Consider the following 21698-nt stretch of genomic DNA (forward strand, 5'->3'; position numbering starts at 1 on the left):
ACCAAGCTTTATTATTCTTACATACTCTTTCTCATCACCTTATTCCCATCATAGGAAAATAGTGCTTTTTTTCCTTCTAAAACAGTCTCCATATGGACTTTCCTTCCCCAAAGTTGATAAACGTAAGGAAGAACATTCTCTAAATAGTGAAGGTCTAATTCAATTCCTTCATAGTTATGCATTAAATATAATTCACCATTTCGGTTATAATCACCATTTTCTACCGTTATATACGGGAACCCACCATTCACACGCATAGACACTAGTTGGTCACGAACTTGCTCGTAATCTTTTGTCGTAATACGATAGTCTCTACCTTTCTTTTCAAACAGATACATATCTTCTTTTTGTGCCAAATCTTTCGTTAAATAGTTACGAATAAAGGAGATATCCGATTCAATTTCACGAACCTCAAACATTTTTTCACGACCACTACCGGGCTTATAACCTAATTTTTTCATATCTTCAGTCGGATTGTTATACCTTTCTTCAATATCTTCAAAAATCTTTAATCCTAAATAGTAAGGGTTAATTTGTGTTCTTGACGGTTGAACAACCCCCGCATTTAATTTAGAATACTCAATGGTTTCTTCTGTAGTTAAGTCTAACTCCCTCATGATCCGTTGATGCCAAAAGGATGCCCAGCCTTCATTCATAATTTTCGTTTCAAGCTGTGGCCAAAAATATAGCATCTCCTCACGCATCATGGTTAAAATATCACGCTGCCAATCTTCTAACTCACGACTGTATTCTTGAATAAATAATAAAATATCTTTCTCTGGTTGTGGCGGGAATTTTCTTTCCTTTTTTCTTCCTACTGGTTTCTTTTCTTTTGGCTTTTCATCCAAACTCCACAAGTCATCATATGGAGATTGCTTCACTACTTTTTCTTCCTCTTCTTCCATCCATTCTAATTCCTCATACGAAAGCCTAGACGAAATAATAGATGGATCAATATGTTCCTGAATAGACAATACTGCATCTAAGAATTTTTCAACTTCATCTTTCCCATATTTCATTTCGTAATCTGCAATACGTTCCGCTGTTGCTGTCATACTTTCTACCATATCTCTTCTTGTTTTAGAGAAACGAATATTATTTTTGAAAAAATCACAATGTGCTAAAACATGGGCAATGATTAACTTATTTTGAATCAGTGTATTCGTGTTGAGTAAAAAGGCATAACAAGGATCTGAGTTAATAACCAGCTCGTAAATTTGACTAAGACCAAGATCATATTGGAGTTTCATTCTGTGAAATTGTTTTCCAAAACTCCAGTGTGAAAACCTTGTAGGCATCCCATAAGCTCCAAATGTATAAATAATATCGGCAGGGCATATTTCATAACGCATTGGAAAAAAGTCAAGGCCAAAATGCTCGGCTATTTCCGTAATCTCCTCTATCGCAAACTCTAGCTCCTTTGTCATCGACAAGTAGAATCCCCTCCAAAATCGCTTTATACATTTTATGAATGAAGTAAGGAATAAATGAAAAGAATTCCTAGAAAACTCGGAGTTCATCAAAAACTTTAGCGAATATATCTTAGTTATACTTTTGTAGAATGATGTGAATAGTCTTCCCATTACTGTATGATTTCATCGGAAACAGGAAACTTTATATACTGGAGGGATGGACATGAATCAGCATTTTCTAACAATCGAACAATTTAACGATTTAATAAGACAATGGAATGGGAAACAAATTAAAATCGTAAAGCATGAATTGGATGATTTTGATGAGACGTTAATGGATTTAAGTGCCATTTCATATTCTAAAAACGGGGGAACCATCGATGGTTATGAACCAATCTATTCCCTGAATTTAAATGGAAGTGGTATCATTGGAACCACAATAAATGAGTACGAGTCACTCCCGTCTGAATTATATGAAATTCCTCTCGAGGACTCAGCAATGTATGAATATGATGGTTCTCGTTTTATAGTGAGTACTTCAAGAGGTGTATACACAATAGAAACGATTGAATAAAATGGAAACCGGCTCATGCCGGTTTCTTTACCAGCATTCACACTAAAACAAAAAATCCCGCAAAATGCGGGGACTCTATTATACAAGCTCTTCTTCTTTTTTAAAGAATGTTTTCATTGCATGGTATACGTCACGTTTTTCTTTTAAAATATAGTGTCTAAATTTAGGATCTTCTATCGTACGATACGCATTCATTAATGTGGAGTATCGACTATATCCATTTACCTCACCATAACCGAACATTTGAGACACTTCCATAATTTGACCAAGCAGATCAATACATTTCGCATTGTCAGATGTAATATTTTCACCATCTGAGAAGTGGAATGGATAAATATTATAACGTTTCGGATTATACTTCTCATTAATAAGTTCTAAAGCTTTTATATAAGCAGAAGAGCAAATGGTACCTCCACTTTCTCCTTTATTGAAGAAATCGTCTTCGGATACCACTTTTGCTTCTGTATGATGAGCAATAAATTCAATATCTACAGATTCATACTTCGTTCGTAAAAATCTTGTCATCCAGAAAAAGAAACTTCTAGCCATGTATTTCTCAAATGTTCCCATAGATGCACTTGTATCCATCATTGCAAGTACAACCGCTTTTGATTCCGGCTTGACCACTTCATTCCATGTTTTAAATCGTAGGTCATCATTATAAATTGGTGCAATGGACGCTTTCCCTTCCCTAGCATTTCGCTTAAGAGCAGTTAATATCGTTCGTTTCTTGTCAATGTTACCCATAAGCCCTTTCTTACGGACATCATTAAACTCAATATCTTCTACAATTATTTCATCTTGTTCCTTTTGTTCTAAATTCGGTAATTCTAAATCTCTAAATAGAGCTTCTTCCACTTCTTCAATGGAAACTTCTGCTTCATAATAATCCCTTCCAGGCTGATCACCCGCTTTCTTTCCTTGACCGCTCCCTTGCGCTTGATCACCTCTACCAGGTTCCCTCGCAATGACATCGCCAACTTGACTATCTCCATCACCTTGGCCAACATGTTTATTCTTATTATAGTTATAACGAATTTTGTATTCATCAAGAGAACGAATAGGTATTTTTACAATTTCACGGCCATTCGACATAATAATGTTTTCCTCTGTCACTAAATCAGGCAAGTTATTTTTTATAGCATCTTTTACTTTTTCAATATGTCTTTGTTGATCTTGATAGCCTTTACGATGGAGAGTCCAGTTTTCCTGGGAGACAATGAAATTCGTCTTACGCTTTTCCGACAATTACGATCCTCTCCTTTTCCTTTGAAATTTCTTTAACAGATAGCAAAATATGCAACTAAAGCATTCGCTAAAAGTCCTGTCTATGCCTTAGTTTTCTAATATTATCTTTAAAAGAATTTTTTAAAAGTAACTAGATTACTTTATTTATCATATGCAAAACCTATTTAGTTATTGCTACTTTTTCAAAAATATAGACAATACATACAAGTGCAGATTGTTGGATTAATAGCTTCTAAAGCTTTTCATCGTACTAACTGAAATAACAATTCCAATATAGATAAAAAAAACAGGACTAATGTATAATATTAGCCCTGTTTTCTAAAAGACAATACATCATACAGCTTAAACCTAATTTTTATCCGTCTTTACTGGATGAAAGACCACCACTTTAAGTGGGGAAAACATTCAGTAGAACCCCGAAAAGTTTACCTAATCTGTGGGAGAATACGACAATTAGCTTCACTTTATCGGTTCAATAGGCTTCCTACATAACGTAATAATTCGTTTGCTGAAGTGGAGTTATAACCGTACTCGTCAATTAAACGAGCGATAACTTCGTTTACTTTCTTCAGCTGTGACTCATCTGGTGTTTTCGATGAGGTTGTGATTTTTACAACGTCTTTTAAGTCAGCAAATAGTTTCTTCTGAATCGCTTCACGGAGACGTTCGTGTGAATTATAATCAAAACGTTTTCCTTTTCTCGCAAACGCTGATAGCCTGATTAGAATTTCTTCACGAAAAGCTTTCTTCGCATTCTCAGAGATACCAATTTGCTCCTCAATAGAACGCATAAGTTTTTCATCTGGATTCATTTCTTCTCCGGTCAACGGATCTCTTAGTTTATTATGGTTGCAATATGCTTCCACGTTATCCAGATAATTATCCATTAACGTCTTAGCGGATTCTTCATACGAATACACGAAAGCTTTTTGAACTTCTTTCTTCGCAATTTCGTCATATTCCTTTCTAGCAATTGCAATATAATTCATATATTTTTCTTTATCCTCTTTCGAAATCGATGCATGAGCATCCAGTCCATCTTTTAATGAACGTAAAACATCTAAAGCATTAATAGACGGTACATCTTTTCGAATAATGGTAGATGAAATTCGGTTGATCACATACCTCGGGTCAATTCCATCCATACCCTCATCCGAATACTCTTTCCTTAATTCCTCTACATCGATATCGTTAAACCCTTCCACACTCTCTCCATTGTATAAGCGTAACTTCTTAAGTAAATCCACACCCTGTTTTTTAGATTCTTTTAATCTAGTAAGAACAGAGAATATTGCTGCTACTTTTAAAGCATGTGGAGCAACATGCACATGGGCCATATCACTCGTTTTTATCATTTTCTCATAGATTTTCTCTTCTTCATCCACTCTGAGATTATAAGGAATCGGCATCACAATAATCCTTGAATGTAACGCCTCATTTTTCTTGTTAGAAATAAACGAACGGTATTCCGCTTCGTTTGTGTGCGCTATGATAAGTTCATCAGCACTTATCAGGGCGAATCTACCGGCTTTAAAATTCCCCTCTTGTGTTAGAGATAGTAAATGCCAGAGGAATTTCTCATCTGACTTCAAGATCTCTTGGAATTCCATCATCCCACGGTTCGCTTTATTCAGCTCCCCATCGAAACGGTAGGCCCTCGGATCTGACTCAGAACCATATTCTGCAATGGTGGAGAAATCAATACTACCAGTTAAATCCGCAATGTCTTGGGATTTCGGATCAGATGGACTAAATGTTCCAATTCCAACCCGTTTATCTTCTGAGAAAAAGATTCTTTCTACTTCAACGTCTTCAATCTTACCATCATATTCCTTTTCCAACCGCATCGTATTAAGTGGGGATAAACTACCTTCAATTCGAATGCCGTATTCTTCGTAAAAATCATCTCGTAAATGGTGTGGTATTAAGTGCAGTGGATCTTCATGCATTGGGCAGCCTTTGATCGCATACACCGCTCCAGCATCTGTACGTGAATATTCTTCCATTCCACGTTTTAACATACTAACAATGGTGGATTTCCCACCACTAACTGGACCCATCAATAGTAAAATACGTTTTTTAACATCAAGTCGTTTTGCAGCAGGGTGAAAATACTCCTCCACTAAACTTTCTATTGCCTCTTCCAAACCATATATTTCTTTACTAAAAAATTTATATGTCTTTCTTCCATCAACCTCTTCTATTCCAGCATCTTTAATCATATTATAAATACGGGAGTGGGCAGGCTGTGCAACTTCTGGCCTTTCTTTTAAAATTTCCAAGTATTCCGCAAAAGTACCTTCCCATTTCAAACTTTCCTCTTTATCACGGTAATCTCTTACCTTACCTAGAATATCCATTTATACTCTCCCTCCATCATTACTGCGGTTTATAAATTCTATGCACGTACATCTCGTCTCATTCACTAAAAGTTTGAATATTACATCCGCTTCTACATTAAGAAATAACTATCGTCAAAATTCTAGGCCTTTTCGTAATCCTCGGGGAATTAATGTCGAATAAGAAGTGATACTTATGCGGGGGAGAAAGTGTTATGCTTTCTGACAAAAAAAGCCCCTGTCACCCGTAAAATGACAAGGACTTTCCTCATTAATGATGGTGATGTCCACCTTTTGAAGGATTCGTAATAACAAACCCTTCATTATCAACATAGAAATATTGAATCCAAATTCCATCTAAAAGCTCTTCTCGAGTATCCAGAATGATATCAATATCTTTATCCGTTTTTACTACTTCATCATGCTCTCCTGGAGTATCAAATGAAATCCCATAATGCGCATGGTCTCCATGCATATGAGATATATGGATACGAATCATTTTTCCTTCCGCTTCATCTGATTCTAACATTTTCTTTAATTCTTTTGCTGCGTTTCTATTTATTTTAACCTTCATCTATTTCTACTCCTATTCACTTCTAAATATTTTTCCATCATAATTATCACACAGGCAACTATTAACTGTCATCTAAAGAAACTTGTAACATAGCACTATTTTTAATCAGTCTAACCAATAATGGAATATTTAATATCTAAGATTGTTTATAAGTAAAAAATCCAGTAAGCCATTCGCTACTGGATTCGTTCGTTTACATATTATACAAAAGTGTCTGGATCAGGACCGCTTCTTTCGTTTCGATTTAGGCTATCTATTTGTTTCACTTCTTCTTTCGTTAATGAAAAATCAAAAATATCGGCATTCTCGATAATTCGTTGTTCTTTTACCGACTTTGGAATTGTGACAACATGATGTTGAACGTCCCATCGTAAAATAACCTGCGCAGGGGTTTTGCGATATTTTTCAGATAGCTCTTGAATAATAGGCTCATCAAAGACTCCCCCTCTTTTAAGCGGAGCCCATGCTTCAAGTTGAATATTTTCTTTTTCACAATATACTTTTAATTCTTCTTGTGTTAAATGAGGATGATACTCGACTTGATTAATTACCGGCTTTACCTTACAGTCTTTTAATAAATCTTCTAAATGATGTACTTGAAAATTACTTACTCCAATTGCACGTACTTTTCCTTCTTCATAAATCTTTTCCAATGCTCTATATGTATCTTTAAACTTTCCAGTAACTGGCCAGTGAACTAAATAAAGGTCTAAGTAATCAAGGCCTAGTTTTTCCAAGCTATCTTCAAAGGCTTTTAATGTATTGTCATAGCCCTGCTGATCATTCCAAACCTTGGAGGTAACAAAAATCTCTTCTCTTGGAATACCAGATTCTCTAACGGCTTGCCCCACACCCTCTTCGTTATGATAATAGGAAGCCGTATCAATAAGTCTATATCCATGTTTCAACGCAGCTTTAACCGATTGAACAACACTTTGACCATCTTCCATTTTATATACCCCAAGACCAAATCCTGGCATTTTCACACCGTTATTTAACGTGACTATATCCTGTAAATTGGTGATCAAAAGAATTCCTCCCATTCTTAGATTCTACCCTTATCTTATCATAATGCATCAGCTGCCGTTAATGAAACTAAACTTTTTTTAAATTCAAAACAAATAGAGGATGTTCAAAGTCCGGTGAAAATGACATGCCCCTGCCTAGATCGGCGTTCCAACAAACCTTTACGGTGGAACGAGCAATCGGAGGCCTAGGACGTTGCACATTTAGCAGACCTCTGACCTCTTCCCCCTTCTTTTTGAGCACGCCCTAATAGATCATTTTTCTTTTAGCAGAAGATAATATATTTAACTCTTCACGGTATTTAGCAACCGTTCTCCGAGAAATAGTTATCCCATGCTTCTTACTCAAATAATCAGCTATCTTTTGATCAGAATATGGCTTTTGTTTATCTTCATTACGTATAAGCTCCCCCAAAAGCATCTTCACTTTTACTGAAGATGTATATTCCCCAGTATTACTAGCTAATTTAGATGTGAATAACCTTTTCATTTCAAAGGAACCAATAGGGGTTTGAATAACTTTGTTACTAATTGCACGGCTTACGGTCGACTCATGCATTTCAATAGATTCTGCTACTTCTTTTAATGTCATCGCTTTTATTGAAGAAAATCCATTATCTAGAAAATCCTGCTGATTTTCTACAATATATTCGGTTATTTTTAATATAGTAGAACGGCGTTGCTCAATACTTTTTTTCAGCCATAAATATTTTTGGTAATTAGCCGTAACATATTTTGACCAATCACCTTTTCCACTAATTAAACCCACATAATCTTGATTGATATGAATATTAGGTAAGTAACTGTCATTCAGAGATATGACGTAGTTTCCATTCTTTTTTTCTATCGAAATATCAGGATATAAATAATTGGTGGGGGGACTTGTAAAATCGGAGCATGGTCTAGGGTTTAGTGTCTGAATATATTCATAGATTTTTTTTACTTCTAATAAGGATATTCCTAATTCAGTGGAGATTTTCTTCCACTTTTTCTCTGAAAGTAACTCTAAATAATTCTTAATTACATAAGCTACTAAAGACTCATCCGGATAGTACTCTTGAGCTTGCAGTAATAAACATTCCTTTAAATTTCGTGCCCCCACACCTAAAGGCTCTAACCCTTGTAACAACTTAATAGCATGCTCCGCTTCCTGAGGAGAAATGTCTAATTGAACTTCAATTTCTTTATTAGACATTGGTAAGTATCCATTTTCATCTATATTATATATGAGATAGGTAAGAATAGATTTTTCTCCCTCGCTAATGGATAACCATTTTACCTGTTCTAGTAAATACTGATCTAACCCACCTTCTTTTGTGGATAAGAAATCAAGTGGACTAACATAATCATCTTCCGTATTAACATTTCGTGAATAAAATTTACTTCCCATCATGCTATATTTTTCTTCAAACTGTACCGATGTATTTTTTTCTTCTAATTCGATAAGCGGATTTTCTATCGCCTGCTCCCGAATAAACTGGAATAAATCCAAGGTTGAATATTGTAATAAAGATATTGCCTGTCGAAGTTCCGGACTCATCACCAAATTGATGGTTTGCTTTTGATCCAATCCAAGTTTCATCATTATCCCCCAATGTATACGTTTACATAGTAGAACAATATTGTACGAATATTTAAAATTAATTTTACTATACTAACATTAATTGCGCAATAAGCTATTTCATTTTAATCAATAAAGTGGGGGTTTTCCTTTATCCCCCACCTTCCTCAGAATCTTGAGGTGGGAGTCTTACTATACGTATAGGTGGGATAAACCTCTTTATTTATTCATTCTACTTCCACGTTTTCTCTCTTACTATTTCATATAAATAGGCCATATCTTTATCACCATAGCCAGACGTAACTACTTCTTGATAGCGATCAAATAACGCCCTGCTAATTGGCAAATCAAGTGCTTCCTGTTCGGCAACCTCCATAGCAAATCCAAGGTCCTTCAATAGTAACTTCAAGGTAAAGCCCGGGTTATAATCTGACTTAGAAATAAAGCTTTTGTAATTCCGCTCAAAAATTCTGCTCTGTCCGTAGCTGACGTTTAACATCGAAAACAAGTCGTCTAGATCAATATTCTTTTTGTTAGCTATATGTAGAGCCTCACTGACCCCAGCTGTATAAAAGCCAATTAAAAGATTATTTATCAATTTAACGGTAGTTCCGCTATCCACTTGTTCATCAACATGGAAAATGTTCTCGCCAAGTACTTTCAATGTAGGAAGTACCTTCTCGTATACAGCTTTCGAACCCCCAACCATCACGGTAAGGGTTTGATTTTCCGCCCCAATCACCCCACCACTTACAGGTGCCGCCAAGAAACCTATCCCCTTCAAATCAGCAGCTTCTGCGATTTTCTGGTTCATTTCTGGAGCAACAGTACTTGTATCAACTAATATCATATCTGGATGACTATTTTCTACTATCCCATCATCACCTAAGTATACGTCTTCCACTGCTTTAGTGGAAGGCAGACTGGTAAATACTACTTCACTATTCTCCACCACTTCAGCTATCGAAGGACTGATGCCACCTCCCACCTCTTGAAGCAAACGTTCAGCGTTTTTATTTAAGTCATAACCCAACACCCGGTAGTTTCCATTCTTAACGAAGTTTTTTGACATCGGTAAACCCATATTTCCTAAACCAACAAAACCAATGCGTTTCATAAAATAACATCCCCTTTTATATCACATGAATGGGCTTCATAATCAATGACCGCAGTAGACTCGACTTTTCAAATCTTCCTATTTTTAGATACCCAAAAAACAATGATAACAAGGACTCAATAATAATTGAGACATCTTGTCCACTTCCTAAATATAATACCTTCACTCAGCATCCATTGGCTGAGTGAAGATAATTTTCAACCGATATTTCTATTACGTTAGCTACTCCATTTTACTTTGGGCAAAATTAATCTTGAGACTTTCAGAATAGTAGAATGTTAATTCACCTTTTTAGCACTTCCCCAATGCATTTCTCGCAAGCGGAATTTCTGTAGCTTACCTGTAGCCGTTTTTGGTAAATCTTCCACAAACTCTACCATTTTTGGAGCCTTAAAATGCGCCATATTATTACGACAATAATCAATTATATCTTGTTCAATTACTTTCGCATCCGGTTGAAGAACAATAATTGCTTTTGGTACTTCTCCCCACTTTTCATCTGGTACGGCAATAACCGCCGCTTCCAATACATCTTGATGTTTATAAAGAACTCCTTCCACCTCTGTAGAAGAAATGTTTTCTCCACCCGAGATAATTAAATCTTTCGCACGATCGCGGATTTCAATATATCCATCTGGATGGGTAACTGCTAAATCACCAGTATGGAACCATCCATCTTTAATCGCTTCTTCCGTTTTTACAGGATCCTTATAGTATCCTTTCATAACAACGTTTCCTCGAGTAACAATTTCCCCCAATTCTTCCCCATCCCAGTTTACTTCCTCACCATCTGGTCGAATTACTTTTGTTTCTCCGTTAAAAGCAAGCTCAATCCCTTGTCTTGCCTTAATTGAAGCTTGATCATCCATAGACTTGGAGTCAAAAGCTTTCTTCCACTCACAATATAAAATAAATGGTGATGTTTCTGTTAAACCATAAACATGCATCATATCTAATCCTAAAATCTCTTGCGCCTTTTGAATTAGTGCCGCTGCCGGGGGTGATCCCGCTGTCGCCATACGTGGACTTGTCGTAATCTTTGCTTCTTTTGCTTTTGGATCATTAACGAGCATATTAATTACAGTTGGTGCCCCACATAATAAAGTAATTCCTTTTTGTTCAAATAAATCTAGAATTTTTGGAGGATCAACCTTTCGTAAACAGACATGTGTAGCTCCCGCTGCAGTTATTGCCCAAACACCTCCCCATCCATTTGCATGGAACATAGGTAATGTGTGCAAATATACATCATCATGTTTGACGTTTAAATGGTACATGAAATCAGCTGCATTAATATAATTACTGCGATGAGTTTGCATAACGCCCTTTGGCCTTGAGGTAGTTCCACTCGTGTAGTTGATTGTAAGTAACTGATTTTCATCTATTTCGACTTCTGGAGGTGTAGCTGAAGATGCATGATTAAGAAATATTTCGTAGTCTATACTCTTTAGCGAAGAATTCTGTCCTTCTACAGGGACTAAAATGATGTTCTCTAATGATAAGTTGTCTATAACTTCTTCAATTGGTGCAGCAAACTCTGCATCGACAATTAACATTTTTGCATCACTATGATTAATAATGTATTCCATATCAGATGCTGAAATCCGATAGTTTAATGGAACCATTACCGCACCTAATTGACTAATTCCATAGAAGCTTTCAAGCATATAGTGTGTATTTGGTAGCATTACCGCAACATGATCACCCTCCCGAATACCAGCTTCATGTAAAGCAACCGCTAATCGATCGGTTCGCTCCCCAAATTCCCTATATGTAAATTCCTTATGATCATCAATCACAGCAATTTTGTCTGGATAATATTTAATCGCTCTTCGTTTCCAATCAAGCGGAGTTAGTGGTGTAATCATCCATAACAGCTCCTTTTCTATTTATTTACCTTTAATTCTTCCGAGCTCAAAAATGTGCTTTGTACTTAATCTTATTAGCCAAATTTTTCAACTAGTTTGAAACCGATTACATACATCTAATTTTAGTGACAGGGGAAGTAATTGTCAATAAAATTAAGTTAATTCGTATTAATCGAACTAATAAAGAACTCCTTACATTGTCAAGGAGTTCTTTATTAGTATTAATTTACATATTCCCCTATAAGTGATAGTTCAAAAAAGAGGATGTAAAAGAATCGAGCAAAAGAAATATTCTTTTAACCCTTTGGATACTTTTCATACTCCCTTTTCTTCAATAAGTAACGTTGTGTCTTTCCACTTTGAGTTTTTGGAAATTCATTTATAAATTCAATTTCCCTAGGATATTGATGCTTGGATAGCTTGTTCTTCACATAAAGACTTAACTCTTCCTTAAGTGCTGCAGATGGTTCATAATTTTCATTTAGAACAATGAATGCCTTTACAATTTCACCTTTTGTTTTATCCGGCTTACCTACTGCTGCTGCTTCTAGTACTGCAGGATGTTCCATTAGACTAGCCTCTACTTCCGTTGGCCCAATGCGATAACCGGCACTTGAAATTACATCATCAGCACGACCTTGGAACCAAAAGTAACCATTCTCATCTTGTTTAGCAAGATCTCCGGATAAAAACCAATTACCTAGCATTTTCTCTTTTACTTTTTCGGGGTTTTTCCAATATCCACCAAAGCCAGTGATATCATCCGATATATCCAGTGCTATTTGACCAGCCTCTCCTCGATTAACCGGATTCCCCTCTCCATCCACTAATGCAATATTATATCCTGGTAGCGGTAAACCCATTGATCCAGGTTTTATTTCCATATTAGTAATATTGTAGTTATTTACAATCATGCCTAGCTCCGTAGCACCATAGTGGTCATATATCGCTCTTCCAAGATTTTCTTTAAAGAATTTTACTACTTCCCCATCTAACGGTTCACCCGCACTACTAAGTTTTCTTACTTTAATACGATACTTTCTAAGTGTTTCCGCTCCTAAAGCCATCATCATACGATAAGCAGTTGGTGCATATGCAAAATTTGTTACTTGATATTCATCTAAAATCTGATATATCTTTTCTACGTCAAATGGGCCTTTATAAAGGATAACTTTTGCCCCGAAAGTTAATGGACCAATGGTACAAGCTACAAGTCCAAAAGCCCAACCTAAATCAGCACCACCGTAAAAAATATCATCCTCTTCTAAGTCCATGGCAAATTTCCAATATGGAAAAAGACTATATACCGTTTTATGTCTAGATATTGCTCCTTTTGGTAAACCTGTTGTCCCCGATGTGTATTGAATAATCGCTGGGGCATTACCTAATGTTCTTTCCATCTTATGTTGGCTTGAAAATGAATCTACCAATTCCCAAAAAGTTTTTCCATCTTTTGTGGTACCATCAGCTAAAAGTATGTCAAATGGTAAATTTTGTCCTTCTAATTTGTTTAGCTGCTCTTTATTTGTAAGAAGTAAACTTACCCCTACATCTGTTAAGCGATGCATGATTGCGTCCGGACCAAAGGCAGTAAATAAAGGAACAAAGATAGCGCCTATTTTAAAAGTAGCTAAAATCGTAATAACTAACTCCATATCTTTCCCCAAAAGGCCTGCAACGCAATCTCCTTTTTTAACTCCCATTGATTTCAATACATTCGCCATTCTATCAGACTTCTCTTTTAACTTTTTATAAGTCCACACTTCCTTTTTTCCGGTTTCATCTTCCCAATAAATTGCAACCCTTTTTGGATTTATAGCCCAACGATCACACATTTCAAATGCAATATTCATTTCTCCATTAGGATTTCCCTCATAATATGCTCTGATCTCATCCCATGAAAACTTACTTACAATCTCCTCATATTTCACATTGTACCTCTCCTTTACAAGCAATATAAAGAAGACTTCCCTAGAAGCTTGAAGTGGGAGCTTACTGCTCGTTTATGTGGATTAAATTGTATATTTGGAACCATTAGTTTGAAATTCGCTTAGTTTTAAAAATTTTTTGAAATTGTTGGCTGTACCCTATTCGTGTTTAAATTGTTCAATGCGTTTGCGTACAAAATCAGGAACAGGGGATGGTAAAATAGTTTTGGGATCAACATAGACGTAAATGATTTCAGCCAAAAGTACAGGTTCTACTTCATCCTCTCTAGTAATCATAAAATTCATTGTCATACTTTTGTTCCCAATATTATCCATCCGGCACCATACGGTTAACCAATCATTAAAATAAGCAGATCTTTTATATTCTAACGTAGCTTTAGCAGGACATAATCAAATCTAGAGGCTTCTTCTTGTGACAAGACCTGTTCAAAATACTCAGTAACTGCAACATCAATATATGTTAGATAATGAGAATTATATACCACTTTTTGCCCATCAATTTCCGAATAACGTACCCTTAACCGGTGTGAAAACTGATAATCCATCATTTCAACCTCCTTTCTAGTGCATAATTACATGATTCGTTCAGGATTCCTTTGCTTCAGCGGTAGCCTCAATTTCTTCAATACTGTTTTCATCAAAATACTTCAAACAATTATAGATCCTCACAGATTATTATTTAAATGCCCTACGCCGTATGTTTCCGATATTTAGAGTTTAATAATCGCAGAAACATAAGAACCACGAAACAACTATAGACCTAAATTTTTAGCAATAATAACCTTCATAATTTCATTAGTTCCAGCATAAATCGAATTTACCCCAACATCACGGTACCTTCTAGCAATCTCATATTCTTCCATATATCCATAACCACCATGAAGTTGCATACATTCAATTGCAACATTTTGAGCTAAATCAGTTGTCCACCATTTTGCCATAGAAACTTCATTCACTACATTTTTACCTTCTATATGATCAACAATTAATCGATCAACAAAAGTTCGTCCAATAGTAGCTTGTGTTTGCATTTCAGCTATTTTAAATTGAGTATTTTGGAACTTACTAATGCTCTTACCGAATGCTTGTCGTTCTTTTACATAATCAACGGTTATATCAATCATTCGTTGAACGGAGGCCAAACTTTGTATGGAACACATTAATCGTTCTTGTTGTAATTTTTCCATTAAATAATAGAATCCTTTACCTTCCTCGCCAAGTAAATTTTCCCGTGGAACACGTACATCCTCAAATATTAGTTCACTCGTGTCATTTGCATGCTGTCCTACTTTATTCAATTTTTTACCTTTCTTAAACCCTGGTGTTCCTTCCTCTACCACAATCAAACTAATACCTTTATGCGGAGGATTTACATTCGTATCCGTTTTACAAACAACAATTACCAAATCCGCAGAATATCCATTCGTAATAAATGTCTTTTCTCCATTAATAATATAGCTATTTCCATCTTTAACAGCGGTCGTTCGTACTGCAGCCAAGTCTGAACCTGTACCTGGCTCAGTCATCGCAATCGCACTAATCATATCCCCAGTAGTAGCTTTTGTTAGCCAACGATCCTTCTGTTCCTCTGATCCAAATGCTTCTATATAAGGGATAACGATATCATTATGAAGTCCGATTCCACCTAATCCACTTGCCACTTTCTCAAATTCCTCAGATATGACAACAGCGTAACCGAAATCCGCACCTAAACCACCATATTTCTCATCTACTGCAGGAGCCACAAAACCTTGTTCCGCTGCCTTTTTCCAAAAAGTTCTAGGTACTTGCTTTTCTTTCTCCCATTCTTCTAAATATGGTATTGCCTCCTTTTCTAAAAATTTTCGGACTGATTTTCTAAAGATTTCATGTTCTTCTGTAAAAATGGTTCTTTCCATTTGAGCACTCCTCTAGTAAATTTATTCTTTTTCACCATTTATTTAGATAATGTAATCTCACAAATGGAAACGGCATCATTTTCATGGTTGATTATAATAATTTAAAGAAGACTTCCATCAGTGGGGGATTCCTTCACCCACCGCTGATGGTTTAGTCATACGTATCGGATCTTTACGGGCAGTTGATCTCCCACCTATCTCTTTGTTTCCCCAGAAACTTGAGGTGGGATAAAAGGTATGAGGGATAATTCCCCATCCCTTTTTAATGACTTATCGTACACCACTAGCTTTATTTTTATTTCTTGCTTTAAGTGATTCACTACCACCAAAAATTCTGTTTGGATTTTTCACTAGAATCTGTTCGATTTGCTCGGCTGTTACACCACCCTCTCTTAATGCTGGAACAATATTTTCAAAAATATTTCCAACATGCCAGTTTGTAATTAATTTCTGCATTTCTTTTGGCCACTCAGGGGGTTTTCCTAACCAACAATTAACGGTGTCATGAGCCATCATTATCTGGTCAGCATACCCTAAACCGATAAGTCCAATTAGAGTTCCAATGCGATCTTTATCCATCGGTGCTCCAACAAAACCTTGTAATCCAAAACGGTCAAACCCCACATAAACACCTTGTTCTAAAGTACGTAAATGATATCTTATGTCCGTATTTCCATCCATATGTCCAATAAGAATACGATTTGGATCTGCCCCCTCTGAAACTAATAATTTGGCTTGTTCCGGCCCCATCGTTCCTTCCTGCGTATGAGTAATAATGGAAATACCTGTTTCCTTTTGTACTCTTGCTGCCACTTTAAAAAACATTCTCTCATAATCTGTAATAGCATCTTTACCTGTTCCTAGCTTAATCACACCTGGTTTAAGACCTGTGTTTCCAACTCCATTTTGAATTTCATCCATATATAGTTCATATAATTCATCTTCTGCAGTTCCTAAACCTTGCTTAAATTTAAAATATGCGGGCGCCCCTTCGCCTTCATAATAATAACCGGTAGAAAAAATTATATGGAGACCCGTTCTTTCAGCAATTTCTTTAAGTAATACTGGGTCTCTCCCAGAATCATTTGGCGTAGCGTCTACAATTGTTTTAACACCGTGCTGTTTTGCTTTATCGGCTACTTCTATTCCTACTCTTATCGCTTCGTCTCTATCTATAGGATACTTAGTATTTCCTGTGTGACCTGCATAACCGAAAAAGAAATGTTCATGCATTAATGTTTTTCCTAAACTATCAACTGCCACTGGTCCTAAAACGGTATTTACTGTCCCGCTCATAATTCTCCCCCTAATTATTTAATATGTGATGGTATATACCTAAGTTGTTTTTTAACCACTTTTCCATTTGGGTTTCTAGGTAAAAAATCCATTACCTCTACATAAGTTGGCACTTTGAACTTGGCTAACCTATCCCTTACCCACCCTTTAACCTCTTCTTCAGTTAAAAACTCTCCTTCTCGTGGAACAATACAAGCCTTAACTACTTCCCCATATTTCTTATCAGGAACACCAACAATTGCTACTTCCATCACTTTAGGATTCGAATATAAGACATCTTCTACCTCTACAGAGAAGATCTTTTCTCCCCCACGATTAATCATGTCTTTAATTCTATCCATAATCGTTATAAAACCTTGTTCATCTACCTTCGCAAGGTCTCCAGTAGAAAACCAACCATCTTTAATAGCCTTTTGTGTCGCTTCAACATTTTGCCAATACTTTTGAATTACCATTGGTCCTTTAAATAATAATTCTCCAACTTCTTCACATCCCAGCTTCACCCTTGTTTCAGGATCAACAATTTTGAATTCTGTTACAGGCGTTGGAGGCCCCACAGCACTAATTCGATCCAATTGATGCTCCCTTGGCATAATTACTGCAGGAGAAGTAGTTTCAGTAAGTCCATAGGTATTATGCAACTCAATATTTGGTATCCAATCCTTTAAGGCCCTTAATGTCTCACCTGGCATCGGAGCACCACCAAAACCTATTACTCTTAGATTCGTGACATCATATTTTTTGTGTGCTGGATCAAGAATAGTCATAACAAATACAGTCGGAGAAGCGATAACATGTGTTATTTTTTCATTCTGCAATATCTCGAGGAATTCTTTTGTTTTAAACATTGGCATGAGAACAATTTTTCCACCTAGGTAGATAAGAGGCATTAACTGAGCAGCAAGCCCGGTAATATGAAATACCGGAACTGCTATAACAGTAGAATCATTTTCTTCTAGGTTATAGCAATACTTGTAATTTAAAATCGTATGAATCATATTACTATGAGTAATTAAGGCACCCTTTGGCCTCCCTGTTGTTCCAGAGGTATACATTATAAAGGCGTTATCATTTTCATTAACTTCTACTTGAACTTCTGCTTCAGTATAATCTTCAACAATAGAGGAAAACGGGATAGAACCCTTTGGTGGTTTTTCATCAGTAATAAATATCTTTTCAAGTTCTGTATTTTTTAGGATTGGCTCCATATTAGGCCACCATTCTTTATTCGCTATTAAAATCTTGGCACCAGAATTTTGTAACATAAACTCTAATTCTAGTGATTTTAGTTTTGTATTAAGTGGGACTGCTATCGCTCCAATTTTCAGAGTGGCATAGACGCCTATAGTAAATGGCGTTCCGTTCATTAAAAGGAATGCGACCCTATCTCCTTTTTCCACCCCACATTCATGTTTTAACTGATAGGCTACATTATTTACTTGTCTATACAATTCTTGATAAGTGAGTCGTTCTTTTCCATGAACAAGTGCAACCTTATTCGGATAGCGTTTAACACTTTCTTTTAGGGTTTGGTTAAGATTCTTAGGTCTATTTTTATAGGTCTTCATATTTATACCATTAATGGTTTCCTCATGGATAAGAGGTTGCAATTCGTTCCAAAAACTTAGCATATCCTATCCTCCAATATATTAAAGTCTTTTCTAACATAAAGAAGACTTCCATCAGTGAAGGTTTTTCCATCATCCTCCATTGAGGTTAGTCGTACTTATTAGACCTTTATGAGCAATTGATCTCCTACCTTCCTTGTTTCACAGAAGCTTAAGGTGAGAGAATTTAAGGAAGACAACAATATAGAATATTCTGCAAATAAAGTCCATATAGATACCAGCGTTGTGTATAATACATTAGGCAGGAAAGAAAGGTTGATACTTCCTGCCTAATAATTGGTGTTTTGGATCAATATTAAATGCCTATAACGCTAATTGGTTTTCAACCTGTTCACGAAGTTTAGCCTTTAGGAATTTACCAACAGATGTTTTCGGAATTTCATCTAAAAATAGCACATCATCAGGTAACCACCATTTTGCAAATTGTGGTCGTAAAAATTCAATAATATCTTCCTTTGTAACTTGGTGCCCCGGACCGTCTTTCAAGACAATACAAGCGACAGGTCTTTCCTGCCATTTTGGATCAGGAACGGAAATAACACAAGCTTCAAAAACGGATTCATGTGCCATAATTGCATTTTCTAAATCCACAGATGAAATCCATTCCCCACCACTCTTAATTAAATCTTTCGTGCGATCTACAATTTTAATAATACCTTCCTCATCAATAGTTACGACATCCCCTGTATGTAACCATCCGTTTTGAAAGGATTCCGAATTACTATCTCCTTTGTAATAAGCATCTGCAATCCAAGGACCGCGAATGAGTAGTTCACCCATTTCTTTTCCATTAGGCTTGATTTCCCCGTTTTCATTCACTGCTTTTATTTCAATTCCGGGAACTACTAATCCTTGTTTAGAAAGTATTTCTAGACGTTCATCGTCTGGAAGTTCTGATTGATAACTTTTAAAACGTGTTACCGATACAAGTGGAGTGGTCTCTGTCATGCCATATCCGTGCAAGAATGGAATTCCATACTTGGATTCAAACATATGAATCATGCCTTTTGGTGCCGCGGAACCACCACATAATAAACCCCGTAGACTGCTAGTATTATATGTTCCTTCTTCCAATTCTTTTAGCAAACCTAACCATATCGTTGGAACCCCCGCTGAAAAAGTAACCTTGTATTTTTCTATCATTTCTGCAATTATTTTTGGTGTCATGTTAGGACCCGGAAATACTTGTGTTGTCCCCATCCAAGTAGCTGCGAATGGCATACCCCAAGCATTTACATGAAACATCGGAACAACTGGTAAAACAATATCCGATTCGGACAAAGCTAGGGTGTCTTTCATACTTAATGCCATACTGTGTAAATAGATCCCTCGGTGGGAATAGATTACACCTTTTGGTTTTCCAGTTGTACCGGATGTATAACATATTCCCGCTGGATCATTTTCTTTAATTTCTGCTGTAAATTCATAGGAATTATCAGCCCTTTTCAACAATTCTTCATAGGAATAAACTTGATGTAGAGAGGATTCTGGGAGTGTATTATTATCTGTCATGATAACAAATGCTTCTACTGTTTCTAATTCGTCTTTAATATTTTCAATTAGTGGAAATAAATCTTCATCTATTAACAATACTTTGTTTTCCGCATGGTTTATAATATATATCAAATGTTCTTTGGACAGTCGAAAATTAATAGTGTGAAGAACCGCCCCCATACTTGGTACAGCAAAATATGCCTCTAAATGCCGGTGATGGTTCCATGCAAGTGTTCCCACACGGTCTCCTTTTTTTACTCCCAAAGATTCAAGAGCACTGCCCAATCGTTTCATTCTACTTATGATATCCTTATAAGTGAATGTTTGAACACCATTTTGTGTCCTTGAAATAACTTCTTTCTTTGGAAAATATTGCTCAGTTCGTTTAATCATAGAGGCTATCGTTAATTGTGTATCCATCATGATACATTCCTCCTTTGTCTTTAGACTAATTGCAAACGTTTACAGTATACTATAAATTTAAAATATTTGGAACCATAATGTCAAGTTTAATCTAGAAGTAAACTAGATGTTTCATGTTCATCCATCAACAACTAGATGTTTTCTCGGAAAGTGCTACTTTTTTAGGAAGTAGCACTTTATACCTTCTTAAAAGAGCTATTTTTAATCAATAAACGTTCTCTATAGCAATCTATTATTCCGTGCATCTTCTGCAAGCTCTAACAGGTTAGTAATACCCTTGTTTAAAGTGGAAAAACGCTCATCCTTCACTTCACCAATTTTCCATCTATAATAGAGTTGCTGTAGAATTCCCGCTAATTTATAAAAGCCAAATGTTAGGTAAAAATTAATATCGGTTACATCTCGACCAGATAATTGGACATATCTTTCCAGAAATTCTCTTCTATTATAAAAACCTACATTACTTGTCACAGCGGTAATCCCGACATCTACGTCTTCATCAATCCAGTAAGCAAGGGTGGAACCCAAATCGGTTAGTGGATCACCCACCGTTGCTAACTCCCAATCAAAGACCCCAACGACTTTACTAGAATCGTTACGATCAAACATCATATTATTTAGTTTAAAATCATTATGAACAATGGTAGCTTCTTCATTTGTAGGTATATGATCCACTAACCATTTTTCAATTTTTTCGATGCTTCCTTCTATATCATCTGTCTTTGAATTTTTATGACGCTTCATCCAGCCATAAACTTGACGAGTTAGATATCCCTCTGGTTTCCCAATATCACGAAGATTTGATTTTTCAATATCAATACTTTGCATATCAACTAAGGCTTTAATAACCGCTTCTGATACATTTCTACCAGTTTCTTCTGTTTTTTCAAATTGTACTGGAATATCATCATCAATTACAACACCATTTCTTTTTTCCATGATATAAAAATGTTTATCCATTATTTCAGGATCCTCGCAATATATGAAAGGCTTTGGTGCTAAAGGAAAAACAGGATTAATCTTATCCAATATTCTGTATTCCCTTTCCATATCATGTGCCTTTGGAGGAGTATATCCGAATGGAGGTCTTCTTAATACCGCTTCCCAATTTCCAATTTTAATCATGTAGGTTAAATTTGAATATCCTTCCGTAAATTGCTTCATCTTCATTTCTCCATTAGGAATGCCATCTAAATTTGCACGAATGTAATCTTCAACTTTCTTCCAATCTATTGTTCTGTCTGCTGTATCCTTTTGCATTAATCTGTCCTCCTTTCTCTGTTTACTAACTA

Annotated in this window: 16 protein-coding genes and 1 pseudogene; 1 reads left to right on the forward strand and 16 read right to left on the reverse strand. The window is 36.0% G+C overall.

Features of this window, described 5'->3' with window-relative positions; genetic code table 11:
* Positions 1-17 precede the first annotated feature (17 nt).
* Positions 18-1427, reverse strand: a complete 1410-nt coding sequence (locus KM885_RS00340) for a SpoVR family protein (protein WP_145523876.1) — start codon at positions 1425-1427, stop codon at positions 18-20.
* Between the two features lie 208 nt (positions 1428-1635).
* On the opposite strand from KM885_RS00340, the gene ymzB reads away from it, so the two are divergent.
* Positions 1636-1986, forward strand: a complete 351-nt coding sequence (gene ymzB, locus KM885_RS00345) for a protein YmzB (RefSeq protein ID WP_060667597.1) — start codon at positions 1636-1638, stop codon at positions 1984-1986.
* A gap of 78 nt (positions 1987-2064) precedes the next feature.
* On the opposite strand, the gene yhbH is transcribed toward ymzB, so the two are convergent.
* The 15 genes and pseudogenes from yhbH to KM885_RS00420 all read right to left on the reverse strand — a co-directional run bounded on the left by yhbH (position 2065) and on the right by KM885_RS00420 (position 21666).
* Positions 2065-3234 (reverse strand): sporulation protein YhbH, encoded by a 1170-nt coding sequence (gene yhbH, locus KM885_RS00350; protein ID WP_047184835.1) that lies wholly within the window; start codon positions 3232-3234, stop codon positions 2065-2067.
* Positions 3235-3698: 464 nt separating this feature from the next.
* Positions 3699-5594: a PrkA family serine protein kinase gene (locus tag KM885_RS00355; protein WP_047184836.1), complete on the reverse strand. Its 1896-nt coding sequence runs from the start codon at positions 5592-5594 to the stop codon at positions 3699-3701.
* Positions 5595-5844: 250 nt separating this feature from the next.
* Entirely contained in the window at positions 5845-6147 is a 303-nt protein-coding gene (locus tag KM885_RS00360; RefSeq protein ID WP_047184837.1) for a heme biosynthesis protein HemY, read from the reverse strand.
* A 200-nt stretch (positions 6148-6347) separates the two neighbouring features.
* Positions 6348-7175 (reverse strand): aldo/keto reductase, encoded by an 828-nt coding sequence (locus tag KM885_RS00365; protein ID WP_216883378.1) that lies wholly within the window; start codon positions 7173-7175, stop codon positions 6348-6350.
* A gap of 244 nt (positions 7176-7419) precedes the next feature.
* Positions 7420-8754 carry an RNA polymerase factor sigma-54 gene (rpoN, locus tag KM885_RS00370; RefSeq protein ID WP_052771681.1) on the reverse strand — a complete coding sequence of 445 codons (1335 nt, stop codon included), beginning with the start codon at positions 8752-8754 and terminating at the stop codon, positions 7420-7422.
* Positions 8755-8965: 211 nt separating this feature from the next.
* Entirely contained in the window at positions 8966-9850 is an 885-nt protein-coding gene (locus KM885_RS00375) for an NAD(P)-dependent oxidoreductase (RefSeq protein WP_216883379.1), read from the reverse strand.
* A gap of 278 nt (positions 9851-10128) precedes the next feature.
* Positions 10129-11718, reverse strand: a complete 1590-nt coding sequence (locus KM885_RS00380) for a long-chain-fatty-acid--CoA ligase (RefSeq protein ID WP_216883380.1) — start codon at positions 11716-11718, stop codon at positions 10129-10131.
* Positions 11719-12014: 296 nt separating this feature from the next.
* Entirely contained in the window at positions 12015-13649 is a 1635-nt protein-coding gene (locus tag KM885_RS00385) for an acetate--CoA ligase (RefSeq protein ID WP_338113642.1), read from the reverse strand.
* Between the two features lie 156 nt (positions 13650-13805).
* Positions 13806-13985, reverse strand: a pseudogene (locus KM885_RS00390) (acyl-CoA thioesterase); the annotation flags it as partial.
* Between the two features lie 47 nt (positions 13986-14032).
* Complete coding sequence (locus KM885_RS00395) at positions 14033-14212, reverse strand: acyl-CoA thioesterase (protein ID WP_216883381.1); 180 nt, start codon at positions 14210-14212, stop codon at positions 14033-14035.
* Between the two features lie 207 nt (positions 14213-14419).
* On the reverse strand, positions 14420-15565 hold the full coding sequence (locus tag KM885_RS00400; RefSeq protein ID WP_216883382.1) for an acyl-CoA dehydrogenase family protein: 1146 nt from the start codon (positions 15563-15565) through the stop codon (positions 14420-14422).
* A gap of 270 nt (positions 15566-15835) precedes the next feature.
* Positions 15836-16861: a phosphotriesterase family protein gene (locus KM885_RS00405; RefSeq protein WP_216883383.1), complete on the reverse strand. Its 1026-nt coding sequence runs from the start codon at positions 16859-16861 to the stop codon at positions 15836-15838.
* A 14-nt stretch (positions 16862-16875) separates the two neighbouring features.
* Complete coding sequence (locus tag KM885_RS00410) at positions 16876-18492, reverse strand: class I adenylate-forming enzyme family protein (protein ID WP_052771682.1); 1617 nt, start codon at positions 18490-18492, stop codon at positions 16876-16878.
* A gap of 300 nt (positions 18493-18792) precedes the next feature.
* Positions 18793-20406: a long-chain fatty acid--CoA ligase gene (locus tag KM885_RS00415; protein WP_186301031.1), complete on the reverse strand. Its 1614-nt coding sequence runs from the start codon at positions 20404-20406 to the stop codon at positions 18793-18795.
* A gap of 219 nt (positions 20407-20625) precedes the next feature.
* Complete coding sequence (locus KM885_RS00420) at positions 20626-21666, reverse strand: phosphotransferase family protein (protein ID WP_060667606.1); 1041 nt, start codon at positions 21664-21666, stop codon at positions 20626-20628.
* Positions 21667-21698: the final 32 nt, after the last annotated feature.

The sequence above is a fragment of the Oceanobacillus caeni genome (assembly GCF_019037185.1).
Taxonomy (GTDB): domain Bacteria; phylum Bacillota; class Bacilli; order Bacillales; family Amphibacillaceae; genus Oceanobacillus; species Oceanobacillus caeni.

Coding starts and splice junctions, on each gene's coding strand:
- KM885_RS00415 (WP_186301031.1), bottom strand. CDS start 20,406: ATGATGGATACACAATTAACGATAGCCTCTATGATTAAACGAACTGAG.
- KM885_RS00395 (WP_216883381.1), bottom strand. CDS start 14,212: ATGGATTATCAGTTTTCACACCGGTTAAGGGTACGTTATTCGGAAATT.
- rpoN (WP_052771681.1), bottom strand. CDS start 8,754: ATGAAACTTGGATTGGATCAAAAGCAAACCATCAATTTGGTGATGAGT.
- KM885_RS00420 (WP_060667606.1), bottom strand. CDS start 21,666: ATGCAAAAGGATACAGCAGACAGAACAATAGATTGGAAGAAAGTTGAA.
- KM885_RS00405 (WP_216883383.1), bottom strand. CDS start 16,861: ATGAGCGGGACAGTAAATACCGTTTTAGGACCAGTGGCAGTTGATAGT.
- KM885_RS00360 (WP_047184837.1), bottom strand. CDS start 6,147: ATGAAGGTTAAAATAAATAGAAACGCAGCAAAAGAATTAAAGAAAATG.
- KM885_RS00400 (WP_216883382.1), bottom strand. CDS start 15,565: ATGGAAAGAACCATTTTTACAGAAGAACATGAAATCTTTAGAAAATCA.
- KM885_RS00355 (WP_047184836.1), bottom strand. CDS start 5,594: ATGGATATTCTAGGTAAGGTAAGAGATTACCGTGATAAAGAGGAAAGT.
- ymzB (WP_060667597.1), top strand. CDS start 1,636: ATGAATCAGCATTTTCTAACAATCGAACAATTTAACGATTTAATAAGA.
- KM885_RS00410 (WP_052771682.1), bottom strand. CDS start 18,492: ATGCTAAGTTTTTGGAACGAATTGCAACCTCTTATCCATGAGGAAACC.
- KM885_RS00340 (WP_145523876.1), bottom strand. CDS start 1,427: ATGACAAAGGAGCTAGAGTTTGCGATAGAGGAGATTACGGAAATAGCC.
- KM885_RS00380 (WP_216883380.1), bottom strand. CDS start 11,718: ATGATTACACCACTAACTCCGCTTGATTGGAAACGAAGAGCGATTAAA.
- KM885_RS00375 (WP_216883379.1), bottom strand. CDS start 9,850: ATGAAACGCATTGGTTTTGTTGGTTTAGGAAATATGGGTTTACCGATG.